Source organism: Pseudomonas sp. NBRC 111138 (assembly GCF_001320835.1).
Lineage (GTDB): Bacteria > Pseudomonadota > Gammaproteobacteria > Pseudomonadales > Pseudomonadaceae > Aquipseudomonas > Aquipseudomonas paracarnis.
In genome coordinates this window covers 1-14,205 of sequence record NZ_BCBO01000123.1, presented here as the reverse complement: position 1 = coordinate 14,205, position 14,205 = coordinate 1, and the positions used below count along the sequence as shown (strand labels likewise).

The window sequence follows — 14,205 nt, the reverse complement described above, 5'->3', positions numbered from 1 at the left end:
TCCTTGAGGCCTTCGCGAGCAAGCTCGCTCCTACAGGGTGTGAAGGTTTTGAGCGGCTTGCAAGGTCAACACCTCAAACCCGTCCGCCGTCACCGCCACGGTATGTTCCCATTGCGCCGAGAGGCTGTTGTCCTTGGTGACCACCGTCCAGCCGTCTTTCAGGCTGCAGGTTTTGGCGCTGCCCTGGTTAAGCATCGGTTCGATGGTAAACACCATGCCTTCGCGCAGTTCCAGGCCGGTGCCAGGCCGGCCGAAGTGCAGAATTTGCGGTTCTTCGTGCATTTGTCGGCCGATGCCGTGGCCGCAGTATTCGCGCACCACGCTGTAGCCGTTGGCTTGCGCATGGCTCTGGATAGCATGGCCGATATCGCCCAGGCGCGCCCCGGGCTTGACCTGGCGTATACCGGCCCACATCGCCTCGAAGGTCATGTCCACCAGGCGCCTGGCCTTGGGCGTCACGTTGCCGATCATGTACATCTTGCTGGAGTCGGCAATGAAGCCGCCTTTTTCCAGGGTGATGTCGATGTTGATGATGTCGCCGTCCTTGAGCAATTGCTTGGCGCTGGGCATGCCGTGGCACACCACTTCGTTGATCGAGGTGTTGATGCAGAAGGGGTAGTCGTACTGCCCAAGGCTGGCAGGGCGGGCCTTGAGGTCATTGCGGATGAAGGCTTCGACGGCGCTGTCCAGCTCCAGGGTAGAGCGGCCGGCGGCGACGAAACCGTCGAGCATGTCGAAGACTTGCGCCAACAGGCGCCCGGCTTCACGCATTACGACCAACTGTGCGGGAGTCTTGATCATCAGCTGCGCCCTCGGATCAGGTCGGGTTTGTCCAGCAACAGCTTGTTGATCAGCTCGTTGTAGGGCAGGTGCGGGTTGAGTTCGGCGAGCAGGCCGATCTTGATCCAGAACTCGGCCTGGGCGTTGATGGAGCGGTCCATGGCGGCGCTGGCCAGGCGCAGTTGTTCGTGCAGCTGATCGGTGATCTTGACGATGCCCATAAGGTTCACTGTGTTTAATTGATATACGAATCGTATATGTTTCGTATGTTTATCGCAAACCGCCTTCGGCTGAACGGTGATGGGTTGATTGGTTGCGATAGGTTGCCGAAAAAAGGATTTCCACATAAACGCCGGTCCCCACGCTGCGGGTTAAACGTTTAATCGATGTAGTTCGACGATGATGCCAAACAGGTTGTCTTCTTTAATATGAGCAAGCGGTTTGCTTATGAGGAAAGGTTACAACCACCACAGTTTTTGCCGAGTAGGCTTACTGATTGAAAGCGTCTTCCAGGGTTGGCAAGACGTGGCAGGCAAGTGCCTGTCGGATACATATAACTGTTGGCAGTCTCAAAAAAGGAGAGGTTAGCCATGCTTTCAGAACTAGAGCTTCGCAGCATCATTGAAGGAAGTTTCCTGCCTAAACGGTGCGAATGCACCAAAGCCGAAGATGCCTCGTTGACGATCAAGGTCTACGACGACCGCGACCGGGACCGGGTGGATTTGGAAGTCAAAGGTATACACCCTGACAAGCTCGACAGCAGTCGAGCGATTTGCAACCTGATCACCGGGTTGCGTGAGGACCTCAAGCAAAGCCACGCACCGGTACTGCAACGAGCCGGCGCGCGCGGTTATCACTAGCGGATGCTTGAGTGTAAGTTGACCCCATGGGCCTGGTAGTTGCCAGGCCCAATGTTGACGTCCTTCCTGTTTACCAGCGCACTCTTACGCCGAGATTGCCACTGACACCCTCAAAGTTGTTGTCGTCCAGTTGGGTGCCATAGTTACCCTCCATATAAACGCTGAACGCGGATGACAATTGAGCTACAACACCGACACCAATATCAGCCGTGGAGGACTTGTGATCGCTCTTGATCCGGTCCACCTTGTCGAACGTCACCGTGTCGCTACCGCCGAAGGTGTGCCAGACATTCGCCCGTAGGTACGGCTCCACGGGTGTGTTGCTGACCAGATAGCGGCCCTTGAGGCGTGCGCCGATGCGGCCGGTCCAATACTCCTGGGAGTCGAAAGAGACCTTGGAAATGCCATCGTGCTGACTGTCCAGATCGATCTTCTGGCCGATGACTTGGGCCTGAGGTTCCATCTCCCAATGCTCGGACAGCCTGAACGGGTAGCCGGCCTCGGCGGATAACGCCAAGGCGTGGCCCTTGGTATCCATCTTCACCCCTCGGTCGGACTTGTTGTCGCCATCCAGGCGGGTACCCATGGCCACCAGGTCGACGTACCAGCCGGTCGGATCGGTGAGTGTCCAGTAAGCGCCGAAGTTGTCGCCGTCGAGTTTGACCCGCCCGGAGCGATGGTTCTGCCAGCCCATTGCAAAGCCCTTCACGTCGCCGCGCAGGCGGCTCTGGCCGATAAAGAGGCCAAGGCGTTGCGTCTGCCCGCCGCTGGTTTCGGCGGCGTAAAGGTCATGGCCAACCTGATAGCCCTTGACCGTGCCGTCAAAACTTGGCGCCACGGTGCCCGACCAGCTTTTGTTGAAATCACTGCCATAGGCGCGGACCCAACCTGCCGGCACTGCACCGGTCTCGGTCAGCAGGCTTTGCTCGCCCTGGCGTTCATGGAAGGTGCCCAGAGCCTGCAACGTCATCAGTTGCGCAGCGGGGATGTCTACGGAGTAGACCGGAACTTCCAGGCGATACAGTGGAATCGGCGCGGCACCTGCCACGGCGGTAGGAAGCACAGGGTTACTCGCCGCCGATTGCGGCGACGTGGCCGCGGCGACTTGGCTGGGCGGTGGCGCGGCAGGCTCGATCGGGGGCTTCGGTTGCGCAGTGGGCGGTTCCACGGAGGGTTCATCCGAATCCACTACAGGGGGAGTGGCGGGGACCGGCGGCACCGGCACCACCACGGGCGGTGTCGGCGGTACGGGTGGGACCGCGGGCGGTTGCACGGCCACCACCGAGGAACGAAGGAACCAGCTGTTTTCTGTATTGGCGGTGGTGCCGCCCTTGAACAGCAGGTATTCATAAGCTCCGGCGGAGACCGAGCCCTTCAAGGCGAACGCATCGTTGGTGCTGACGGCGCCGTTGAGTGCCTGGACCACTTCAATACCGTTGTTCTGGGTCAGCCCGCCGATACCGCCGAGGTTGCTGACGCTCAATTGGGTGTGACCGCTGATGTTGCCGTCGGACACTAACAGCTTGTCGGTGGCAGAGTTTTCGTCGCCCAGTACGGTCTGCAGGTGCAACTGGCCGTTGTTGCCCATGTAGTTGCCATGCACCGTCAATACGCTGGTCGCGCTGTTGTCGGTGGTCATGTCGACAGTGCCGGCGTTGTTGAGCGTCGCCAGTTGCCCGGCGGTGTAGGGGCGGATGCTGCCTTGGGTCACGGCCAGGGCACTGCTGCCGTCGATGTTGAACGTGCCGGTATTGCTGCCACTGTCACCGAGGAAAAAATCCCCGGCCAGATTCAGGCGTGAGTGGTTGGTGAGGTTGACGGTCTCCCAGCCGATATAGCGGGCCGCAGTGCTGGATGTCGTTGTGTCGAAGGTCAATTGATCGTTGCCCAGGCCACCATCGACGGAGGGTGTGGTGGCCAGCAGGCTTTCATTCAAGCCGCGCAGCAGGGCGGTGTCGTCACCATCGCCCATCAACACCGAGGACTTGATCTGCCCACCGTCAAGCCACCGGAAAGTGTCGTTGCCGACGCTGGCACGGATCTCACCACTGATCACGCCGCCACTCACGGTAATGCTATCGTCACCACCGCTGGTGCTGATATTGCCGCCGATGCTGCCAGCGGAAATGATGATGGTGTCAGTATCAAAACCGGTGACCAGGTTGCCCAGGATGGCGCCTCCGGACATGTCATAAAGGTTCTTGTCCAGCTTCATATTCACTCGGCCAATGGTGCCACCGCTCTGGTAGGCCACATCGCCGTCCTCAAAGGCATCGACGATGGTGCCTCCCTCCATCCTGAAGGTGTCGAGCCCATCGCCCTGGAACAGCGCCTGTATTTGCCCTCCGAGCATGACGAAGTCATCGATGCCAGCCCCTTGTTGCACCGCGCCGGTGATCTGCCCGGACTCTATGCGCACCGTATCCACGCCAGGGCCAAAGGTGACATTACCGTTGATGGTGCCGGTGCCGCCTGCGGGGAGGGTCAGATGGTTATCCCCGGAAAGGTCGGTAAGGCCGGGACTGCTGCCGCTGTCGCACGTATAGGTATCGTTACCGGTTCCCGGGGTGAGAACGCAGGCGGCATGAGAGGGTTGAGGGATGATGTACTGCAGTGAGATGAGGCCGACAGCTAAAACGGCCCGGGTCGAGAAACCACTGGGCTTTTGCATGGGTGTGTCCTGGGTTTGTTGTAATAACTGCTCCTGTTTTTGGGTTTAGCACAGTTTTCCAGTAGCGCAATTTTTTATGCATGGCGCGCAGGCCACGGAATACGTGGCCTGCGTGATGGCACTTTGAGTTTTGGCCGCTCAGCTCAAGCCAGTTGTTGACGATAGGGCAGGTCTGGGCCGGTCTTGCCGCAGGTCAGTGCGGCAGCCCGAATCGCGAAGCCCAGCATGGCGTCGATCTGCTCGCGACTGAGGCTTTGCAGCCCCTCAACCGAATCCAACTGCTGTTCCGTGAGCCACGCAATCAGCGCCGCCTGGAAGGTATCACCAGCGCCCACCGTATCGGCCATCACCACCTTGACCGCAGGTTGCGACCAGGTGCCATGTTGGCGGCTGAACACCGATGCACCGTCGCCACCACGGGTGAGGAACACCAGTTGGCAGCGGTGGTGTAGCCAACCTTGCAGCACGCTTTCCGGTGTCTGGTCGGGGTAGAGCAGGTGAAGGTCTTCGTCGCTGACCTTGATCAGGTCGGCGTGTTGCACCAGCTCTGCGACGCGTGCGCGCCACAGGTGAATATCGGGCTGCGGGTTAAGGCGCACGTTGGGGTCGAGGCTGATCAAGCGCTTGCCGCTTTCACGCTTGACCAGGCTGAGCAGTGTGTCACTAATCGGTTGCACCACCAGCGAAAACGAGCCCACATGCAGCCCGCGAATCTCGTCGCCCAAAGGTGGCAAGTGGGTCAGTTGCAATTGCCGGTCGGCACACCCTTCGCCGCGAAAGCTGTACTGCGGCGAGCCATTGGCGCCCACGGCTACCATCGCCAGGGTGGTCGGCGCGTCGAACTCAACCAGAAAGCGTTCGCTGATACCTTCGTCTTTCAGTACTTGCTGCAAGCGCCGTCCAAGGTAATCGGTGGACAGGCCGGCGAAGAACCCCGACTCGATCCCCAGGCGGCGCAAACCCACCGCGACGTTGAACGGCGAGCCACCGGCAATCGCCTTGTAATTGAGCTTGGCGGCCTGCCCGCTGGCATCCTCCTCGCTGAAGAAATCAAACAGCGCTTCACCACACACCAGATACATAGTTGCTCGCTCTTAAAGGGTTGCCACGTGCTGTTGATAACGCTGATACGCTTGTTGATAGGCACTGACATTGGCGGCCACGGGTAAGGTGCGGCTGGCCGGGTCAATGCTCACGCATTTGTCGCACAGGCTGGCCAGCGGTTCGCCGCTCTGGCACCACGCCGCCTGGATCGCCGCGCCCAGGGCGGCGGCCTCGCTCTGTTCGGTACACACCACTTCGGTGTGCATGATATCGGCGACCATCTGCCGCCACAGCGGGCTTTTCGAGCCGCCACCGATCAGGCGGATGCTCTGGCTTTGCAGGCCGGTCTGGCGCAGCAGGTCCAGGCCATAACGCAGGCCGAAGGTGGTGCCTTCGACCACCGCGCGGCACAGGTTGGCGCGGGTCAGGTTGGTCATGGTCAGGCCCTGCAGGCTGCCGGTGGCGTGGGGCAGGGCGGGTACGCGTTCGCCGTTGAGAAACGGCAGCATGCTCACGCCATCGGCGCCGATGGGTGCCTGTTCGACCAGGGCGTTGAAGGTGTCGAGGTCCAGTTCGAACAGCTCGCGAATCACCCCGGTGGCGTTAGTCAGGTTCATGGTGCAGATCAGCGGCAGCCAACCGCCGCTGGAGGAGCAGAAGGTCGCCACCGAGGCTTGGGGGCTGATGTTTGGCTGGTCGGCAAAGGCATACACGGTGCCCGACGAGCCCAGGCTCATGGTGATCACGCCGGGGGCGATATTGCCGGTGCCAATGGCGCCCATCATATTGTCGCCGCCACCACTGGACACCACCGCGTCGGGGTTGATGCCCAGGCGCTCGGCAATGGCCGGCAGGATCGTGCCCACCGCTTGGTCGGCCTCGATCAGTGTCGGCAAAGCGGCTTGCAGGCGGCCACTGGGGTCGATGTGCTGGAGCAACGCCACATCCCATTCCCGGCGGCGCACGTTGAAGTAACCGGTACCCGACGCATCGCCATACTCGGCGCAGGCGCGGCCGGTGAGCCAGTAGTTGAGGTAGTCGTGGGGCAGCAGGATATGGGCAATGCGCGCGAAGACTTCCGGGTGCTGTTCACGGGTCCAGAGCAGCTTGGACACCGTGTAGCCTGGTGCGATGGCCACGCCCAGGCGCTCCAGAGAGCCGCGTTCGCCACCCAGATGCTGCAGCAGCCGGTCGTTCTCCGGCGTGGTTTCGGTGTCGCACCACAGCTTGGCCGGGCGCAGCACTTGGCCATGATCATCCAGCAACACCAGGCCGTGTTGCTGGCCGGATACGCCGATGCCGAGGATGTCCTGGCCATCCACGCCGGCCTGTTGCAGGGCGCGATGGGTGGCAGCGGTGAAGGCGTCCAGCCATTCCTGGGTGTGTTGTTCACGACGGCCATTGGCGCCGCTGATCAAGGTGTGCGCCGCGGCGCCCAGGCCCAGCACCTTGCCGCTGGACGCATCGAGGACGATCGCCTTGGTGCCCTGGGTGCCGCAGTCGATGCCGAGGTAGAGGTTTTGCTGGGTCATGATGGAGTGCTCAGCAGTCTTATTGTTGGATTGAAAATACGGTCAATGTGGGAGCTGGCTTGCCTGCGATAGCGGTCTGGCAGTCACCGCAGGGTTGACTGGACCACCGCTCTCGCAGGCAAGCCAGCTCCCACATGTTTAATCCGCTTTGTTCAGGAGGTTTTGCAGTGTGGCTGTGACGCCTTTGTCGCGCAGGCTTTTGTAGCAACGTTCGAACGCTGCCACAAACGCCGCCGACTTGGGAATAGCCGTGCCAAAAATCTCTTCCACCCCCAGCAACCGCTGGCTGATCAGCGCGTCATCGCTCACCAGCTCCTGGCAGAACGCTGCCCGTGGGTCCGGGATGCTGTAGTGCGCGCCGTTTTCATCCACGCCTTTCAAATACAGCGCCCAGGCCGCCACCACCAGGGCGGCACGGTCCGTGTCGCGGCCGCCGGCAATCAGGCGGTTGATGGTCGGCACGGTGAACTTGGGAAACTTCGATGAACCATCGGAGCATACGCGCTCCAACTGGTCGGCAATCGCCTGGTTGGAAAAGCGATCCACCAGGGTCTGCTTGTATTCGGTCAGGTCGATACCAGGTACCGGCGCCAGGTTCGGCGTGACGTCCAGGTCCATGTAGGCGCGCATATACGCCACGAACAGGGGGTCGTTCATGGTCTCGTGAACGAACCGGTAGCCCTTGAGGAACCCCAGGTACGTGAGGGCCAGGTGGCTGCCGTTGAGCAGGCCGATCTTCATTTCTTCATAAGGCGTGACGTCATCGGTGAACTGCACGCCGACCTTTTCCCAGGCCGGGCGGCCGTTGACGAATTTGTCTTCCAGCACCCACTGCACAAACGGCTCGCACACCACCGGCCAGGCATCGTCGATCCCGTGCTGGTCGTGCAGTTGCAGGCGGTGGGCGGTGCTGGTCATTGGCGTGATGCGGTCAACCATGGCATTCGGGAAGCTCACGTTGGCCTTGATCCAGTCATGCAGGCCCGCGTCGTGCAGGGCGGCGAAGGCCAGCAAGGCCTTGCGGGTGACGGCGCCGTTGTGAGGCAGGTTATCGCAGGACATCACCGTAAAGGCCGGGGTGCCAGCTGCGCGGCGCTGGGTGAGCGCAGCGCAGATAAAGCCGAACACGGTTTTCGGTGCCCTCGGGTGCGCCAGGTCATGCTGGATCTGCGGCAGGTGGGCCATGAACTCGCCGTTGCTGTCATCGATGCAGTAGCCGCCTTCGGTGATGGTCAGCGAGACGATGCGGATCTGGGGGCTGGCAAGTTTATCGATGAGCGCCTGGGCGCCGTCTTCGGCCAGCAGCATGTCGCTGATCGAGCCGATCACGCGCACTTGCGTGTCGTCGGTGTCGCCCAGTTCATACAGGGTGAACAAATAATCCTGGCCGGCCAGGTCATCGCGGGCCTTGCGGTCTTCACTGCGCAGGCCGACGCCGCAGATGCCCCAGTCCAGGTCCTCGCCGGTGTTCATCAGGGCATCGGTGTAGAACGCCTGGTGCGCACGGTGGAAACCGCCGACGCCAATGTGCGCGATGCCCTGGCGGATATCGGCAAGCGCGTAGGTCGGCACCTGCACTTCGGGCGCCAGTTGGGTGAGGTTGGCTTTATTCAATTTCATCTGGAAATACTCACGGAATCAGGCGGCAGCGCGCAGTGGACGGGCCACGGCTACGCCATCGGTGTCGAACAGATGGCAGTGCGCCGGGTCCAGGTGCAACTGCAGCGTTTCGCCGTATTGGCTGGCCATGTCGCCACGGATACGCATGGTCAGCGGTTCGCCGTTGCGGGTGATGACGTGGCAGAAGGTGTCGCTGCCCAGGCGCTCGCCAACGTCAGCGGTCACGGTCAGGGTGGTTTGCCCTGGCGCGGCGATTTCCAGATGTTCCGGGCGAATGCCCAGGGTTACCGCGCTGCCCACGCTCAGGGTGGCGCCGCTCAACGGCAGGCTGATCAGGGTGTCGGCGTCCAGTTGCACCTCGCAGCCTTGGCTGTCGACGCGGATGACCTGGCCCTTGAGGAAACCCATCTTCGGCGTGCCGAGAAAACCGGCCACAAACAGGTTGGCTGGCTGGTGGTACAGCTCCAGCGGCGAGCCGACCTGTTCGATGCGCCCACTGTTGAGCACCACCACCTTGTCGGCCAGGGTCATGGCTTCGACCTGGTCGTGGGTCACGTAGATCATGGTCGCTTGCAGTTCTTTATGCAGGCGCGCCAGCTCCAGGCGCATCTGCACGCGCAGTGCGGCGTCGAGGTTGGACAGCGGTTCGTCGAACAGGAAGATCTTCGGGTTACGCACAATCGCTCGGCCAATCGCCACGCGCTGGCGCTGGCCACCCGAGAGTTGCTTGGGCTTGCGCTCCAGCAAAGGCCCCAGCTCAAGGATGCGTGCCGCTTCGCTGACTTTGCTCTCGACCAGCTTCTTGTCGACACCCGCCAGGTCCAGGGCAAACGACATGTTCTTGCGCACGCTCATGTGCGGGTACAGCGCGTAGGTCTGGAACACCATGGCCAGGTCGCGCTTGGCCGGGGTGACTTCGGTGATGTCGCGGCCATCGAGTTCGATGGTGCCGTCGCTGACCTCTTCCAGGCCGGCGATCAGGCGCAGCAGGGTGGATTTGCCACAGCCCGACGGGCCGACGAACACCACGAATTCCTTGTCGTTCACTTCCAGGTCGATGCCCTTGATGATGGAAAAACCTTCGAAGCCTTTTTGCAGATTCTTGATTTTCAGGTTGGCCATGATGGGCCTCCTTTTCGAATTATTATTTGACGGCGCCAAAGGACAAACCGCGTACCAACTGCTTCTGGCTGATCCAGCCAAAGATCAGGATCGGCGCGCAGGCCAGGGTCGAGACGGCGGACAGCTTGGCCCAGAACAAGCCTTCGGGGCTGGAGTAGGAGGCGATCAAGGCGGTCAACGGCGCGGCGCTGGAGGAGGTCAGGTTCAGCGACCAGAACGCCTCGTTCCAACACAGGATCAACGACAGCAGTACCGTGGACGCCAGGCCACCCTTGGCGATTGGCAGCAGCACGCGCACCATTTCCTGCCACAGGGTGGCGCCGTCCAGGCGGGCGGCTTCGAGGATGTCCTTGGGGATGTCCTTGAAGTAGGTGTACACCATCCACACCACAATCGGCAGGTTGATCAGGGTGTAGATGATGATCAGCGCAATGCGCGTATCCAACAGGCCAAAGCTCTTGGCCAGCAGGTAGATCGGCATCAGTACGCCCACCGGCGGCAGCATCTTGGTGGACAGCATCCACAGCAGCGTGCCCTTGGTGCGCTGGGTTTCGTAGAACGCCATAGAGTAGGCGGCCGGTACCGAAATCAGCAGGCACAGGGCGGTGGCGCTGAACGAAATCACCACCGAGTTCCAGGCGTAGGCAAAGTAGTTGCTGCGCTCGTTGATGTGCAGGTAGTTCTCCAGCGTCGGCGTGAAGATGAACTGCGGCGGCGTGGCGAAGGCGTCGATTTCGGTCTTGAAACTGGTCAGCACCATCCAGAAGATCGGGAAGAAAATCAGGATCGCAATGGCCCAGGCCAGCGTGCCGAGCAACAGGCTTTGCAGGCGGCGGGATTGTTGAAGCGTCATGGCGCGGCCCTCAAGGCTTGTCAGTCAGGTTTTTGCCGATCATCCGCACCAGGATGATCGCCGCGATATTGGCGATGACCACGGCAATCAAGCCGCCGGCGGAGGCCATGCCCACGTCGAACTGCACCAGCGCCTGGTTGTAGATCAGGTAGGCGAGGTTGGTCGAGGCGTAGCCGGGGCCACCGTTGGTGGTGGTGAAGATTTCGGCGAACACCGAGAGCAGGAAGATGGTTTCGATCATCACCACCACGGCAATCGGGCGGGCCAGGTGGGGCAGGGTCAGGTGCCAGAAAATCGCAATGGCGCCGGCACCGTCCAGGCGTGCCGCTTCCTTTTGCTCTTGGTCTAGCGACTGCATCGCGGTCATCAGCAGCAGGATCGCAAAGGGCAGCCATTGCCACGACACAATGATGATGATCGACAGCAGCGGGTAATGCGCCAGCCAGTCCACCGGTTCGGCGCCGAAGAACTTCCACACGGCGGCGAGAATCCCCGACACCGGGTGGAAAATCAGGTTCTTCCAAATCAACGCGCCGACGGTGGGCATGATGAAGAACGGCGAAATCAGCATCACCCTCACGATGCCGCGCCCCAGGAACTCACTGGCCTCCAGCAACGCACTGATCAACACGCCGAACACCACGCTGATCAGCAATACGCTGCCTACCAGCAATAGGGTATTGGTGGCGCCAGGCAGGAACCCCGAGTCGGTGATGAAGTAGCTGAAGTTTTCCAGCCCCACGAACTGGTTTTCGCCGGGGTAGAGCAGGTTGTAGCGGATCAGCGAAAAGTACAGGGTCATGCCCAGCGGCACGATCATCCACAGCAGCAGCAAGGCCACCGAGGGGCTGACGAGAAACCAGCCGGGGTTGGCCAGGCGGTTTTTGGTGGGTGTATTCATGATAATCAAGGCCAGATAGAGACAGGTGCGCAAAAGCCCTGTAGGAGCGAGCTTGCTCGCGAAAAAGGTACATCCGACACCGCGATGTGCTTGGAATACCTTCGCGAGCAAGCTCGCTCCTACAGGCTATGGGGTTACTTGGGGTAACCAGCCCGCTTCATTTCCCGCTCGGTGGTGGTCTGCGCGGCGGTCAATGCAGCCTCGACGGTCTGCTGACCGGTCAGCGCACCCGAGAAGAACTTGCCCACCTGGGTACCAATCGCCTGGAATTCCGGAATGGTCACCAACTGGATACCGATATACGGCACCGGTTTCTCGGTCGGCTTGGTGGGGTCGGCCACTTTCAGCGATTCCAGCGTCACCTTGGCGAACGGCGCGGCCTTCATGTACTCCTCGCTGTAGGTCGAGGTGCGTGTGCCCGGTGGTACGTTGGCGATGCCATCGGTCTTGGCCACAAGTTGGCCGTATTCCTTGGAGGTGGCCCAACTGGTGAATACCTTGGCGGCATCCTTGGCTTTGGAGCTGGTCGGGATCGCCAGGCTCCAGGAATACAGCCATGACGTGCCCTTGTCGGTCTTCTCGTGGGGCGCAAACGTGAAGCCGACATGCTCGGCGACCTTGCTCTGGCTCTTGTCGGTAACAAACGAGCCCGCCACGCTGGCATCCACCCAGATCGCGCACTTGCCGCTGTTGAACAGTGCCAGGTTCTCGTTGAAGCCGTTGCTGGAAGCACCCGGCGGGCCGGATTTCTTCATGTTGTCGACGTAGAAATTCAGCGCGTTCTTCCACTCGGGGCCGTTGAATTCCGGCTGCCACTTCTCATCGAACCAGCGCGCGCCGAAGCCGTTGGCCAGTGTGGTGATCAGCGCCATGTTCTCACCCCAACCGGCTTTGCCGCGCAGGCACAGGCCATATTGTTCTTTGGACTTGTCGGTGAGCTTGGCGGCGAATTCGCCGATCTGGCTCCAGGTCGGGTGCTCAGGCATGCTCAGCCCGGCGTCCTTGAACAGGTCGGTGCGGTAATAGGTGATCGAGCTTTCGGCGTAGAACGGCAGGGCATACAAGGAGCCTTTGACGGACAAACCGTCACGCACCGAAGGGAACACGTCATCAAGGTCATAGGAAGCCGGCAGGTCTTTCATCGGCTCCAGCCAACCCTTGGCGCCCCACAGTGCGGCTTCGTACATGCCGATGGTCAATACATCGAACTGCCCGCCCTGGGTAGCGATGTCGGTAGTCAGCCGTTGGCGCAACACGTTTTCTTCGAGCACCACCCAGTTCAGCTTGATCTCCGGGTGCTCGGCCTCGAAGGTTTTCGAGAGCTTCTGCATGCGGATCATGTCGCTGTTGTTGACGGTGGCAATGGTCAGGGTTTGCGCGCCAAGGCTGACGGCGCTGAGGGTCATGCATGCAGTCATGCAAGAACAGGCAAGCAGGGTTTTTACTGTGAACTTCATCGCGCACTCCATTTCCGCGCCCAGGGGGGTACAGAAGGACGGTTATTGTTGTTGTGTCTTCCTACAAGGAGTCAGGAAGAGTGTGCGTTGATTACAGCCTTCAAAAGCGGCGGTGACAAATCCTTGGGAGCACTGGGACTGATACTTTTTTGCACTGAGAATCTTCGAGCGCGGATCAGGCACCCGAAGAGGGGTAATGCCTATTTGCTATTTATAGGCACTCCCCAGCCAAACGGCTGACGATGTATCCGATACAAAGCCTTCCAGCACAGGCCCATAACCTGCCTGTGCTTTCGCGTCATAGGCATACCAGCTACCGTTCTGGCATACCGCATTGAGTTCGACCGGCTCGTTGGCTCCGGAGCGCAGAATGCCTTGCGCCATATTGGCCTGCTGAGCAAATTGCTCGCCCAGTTTGCGTGGTGAACAGACCGTCAGGGGTGTATGGGTGCTTTAGTGGTTTTTTTTCGAACGGGCCCCAGCACGCTGATGCTCTCGATCACCATTTTCCGGTTGGAGTCAAATTTGAAGCTTACCCACACCTCGCCAGTCGCCGTGGACCTGATGTAGAACCGATAAAGGCTTGGCTTTTCGACTGATATGTCGTTGAGCCGTCCTGTTCCTTCCGGATGAGCGGCGATGAGTGTTTCACCGGCTTGTTCGCCGCGCAGCCTGATGACCACTTCAACGTCGGCGGCCCCGGTCAGCGCTTTGCCCCAGTCTCTATTGACCGATGTCGAGAACCAGCGACTTTGTTTGTCGTAATTGTCGATATGTATCTGGCCTTCGCCGGTCCAGCCGAAGGTCTCTCCGGGTATTTCAAAGCGGCTGAACTCATTGATTGCACGAGGGGTGGCTGTTTTCTTCATGACGGGGCTCCAATGGACTATTCACAGAGCCAGAGTTCACAATCGCCGTGATCCAGGGAACTGTCACATCTACCAGTTCAGACGGGTGGGCGCTTGCTCAAGCCAGGCTCTGCTCAGTCAACGGGTGCGCCGCCCTGCGCGCGGGCTCATAACCTCAAAGCTCGCGAGCTGGCGGAGGCGGGGGGAGTAAAGATTTTCCACTCATGGTCATGGGGTCGACGTGGGTTGGGGAGCTTTTCCAAAATCCAATACCTGTCCTTCATGACTTCGAACTGTGTGACAGTACCGACGGGGGCCTTCACGGGAACGTTCAAGCGTTTGGATAACTCTTCAGCGAAACCTGTACTGCCGGATTTACTACTGATCATTCTGATTTGGGTAGCGCTGGTTTTTTCCAGCATGGGCGCGATCAGTCCAACGAACGCTTCGGGTGAATAAGACTGCGCATTTTTCAATTCGCTTTTGAAGGTCACTCCACCTTTGTCGCCATGCCCAA

At 60.2% G+C, this 14,205-nt stretch carries 13 protein-coding genes; 1 reads left to right on the top strand and 12 read right to left on the bottom strand.

Features of this window, described 5'->3' with window-relative positions:
• Positions 1 to 30: 30 nt before the first annotated feature.
• Entirely contained in the window at positions 31 to 801 is a 771-nt protein-coding gene (map, locus tag APH41_RS21860; protein WP_054921457.1) for a type I methionyl aminopeptidase, read from the bottom strand.
• Entirely contained in the window at positions 801 to 1,001 is a 201-nt protein-coding gene (locus APH41_RS21855; RefSeq protein WP_003190946.1) for a ParD-like family protein, read from the bottom strand. The genes map and APH41_RS21855 overlap by 1 nt, the downstream gene beginning before the upstream one ends.
• A gap of 369 nt (positions 1,002 to 1,370) precedes the next feature.
• Here APH41_RS21855 and APH41_RS21850 point away from each other — a divergent pair, with 369 nt between their 5' ends.
• Positions 1,371 to 1,640: a DUF1652 domain-containing protein gene (locus APH41_RS21850; protein WP_034127656.1), complete on the top strand. Its 270-nt coding sequence runs from the start codon at positions 1,371 to 1,373 to the stop codon at positions 1,638 to 1,640.
• A 70-nt stretch (positions 1,641 to 1,710) separates the two neighbouring features.
• On the opposite strand, the gene APH41_RS21845 is transcribed toward APH41_RS21850, so the two are convergent.
• The 10 genes from APH41_RS21845 to APH41_RS29120 all read right to left on the bottom strand — a co-directional run.
• Entirely contained in the window at positions 1,711 to 4,311 is a 2,601-nt protein-coding gene (locus APH41_RS21845) for an autotransporter outer membrane beta-barrel domain-containing protein (RefSeq protein ID WP_054921454.1), read from the bottom strand.
• Between the two features lie 143 nt (positions 4,312 to 4,454).
• A complete protein-coding gene (locus APH41_RS21840; RefSeq protein ID WP_054921452.1) occupies positions 4,455 to 5,393 on the bottom strand; it encodes a carbohydrate kinase in 939 nt (312 codons plus the stop codon).
• A 12-nt stretch (positions 5,394 to 5,405) separates the two neighbouring features.
• Positions 5,406 to 6,887, bottom strand: a complete 1,482-nt coding sequence (gene xylB, locus APH41_RS21835; protein WP_054921450.1) for a xylulokinase — start codon at positions 6,885 to 6,887, stop codon at positions 5,406 to 5,408.
• Between the two features lie 138 nt (positions 6,888 to 7,025).
• Positions 7,026 to 8,507, bottom strand: coding sequence for a mannitol dehydrogenase family protein (locus APH41_RS21830; protein ID WP_054921447.1), 1,482 nt, complete (start codon positions 8,505 to 8,507; stop codon positions 7,026 to 7,028).
• 18 nt (positions 8,508 to 8,525) lie between these two features.
• Positions 8,526 to 9,629 (bottom strand): ABC transporter ATP-binding protein, encoded by a 1,104-nt coding sequence (locus APH41_RS21825; RefSeq protein ID WP_054921445.1) that lies wholly within the window; start codon positions 9,627 to 9,629, stop codon positions 8,526 to 8,528.
• Positions 9,630 to 9,651: 22 nt separating this feature from the next.
• The gene (locus APH41_RS21820) at positions 9,652 to 10,482 is read right to left on the bottom strand and encodes a carbohydrate ABC transporter permease (protein WP_005788583.1); all 831 of its coding nucleotides are present in this window, start codon (positions 10,480 to 10,482) and stop codon (positions 9,652 to 9,654) included.
• Positions 10,483 to 10,492: 10 nt separating this feature from the next.
• Complete coding sequence (locus APH41_RS21815; protein ID WP_014718700.1) at positions 10,493 to 11,383, bottom strand: carbohydrate ABC transporter permease; 891 nt, start codon at positions 11,381 to 11,383, stop codon at positions 10,493 to 10,495.
• 134 nt (positions 11,384 to 11,517) lie between these two features.
• Entirely contained in the window at positions 11,518 to 12,840 is a 1,323-nt protein-coding gene (locus APH41_RS21810) for a sugar ABC transporter substrate-binding protein (RefSeq protein WP_054897451.1), read from the bottom strand.
• A 434-nt stretch (positions 12,841 to 13,274) separates the two neighbouring features.
• A complete protein-coding gene (locus APH41_RS21805) occupies positions 13,275 to 13,709 on the bottom strand; it encodes a hypothetical protein (protein ID WP_034127648.1) in 435 nt (144 codons plus the stop codon).
• 146 nt (positions 13,710 to 13,855) lie between these two features.
• A partial coding sequence (locus APH41_RS29120) for a hypothetical protein (RefSeq protein ID WP_054921443.1) occupies positions 13,856 to 14,205 on the bottom strand: 350 nt, incomplete at its 5' end.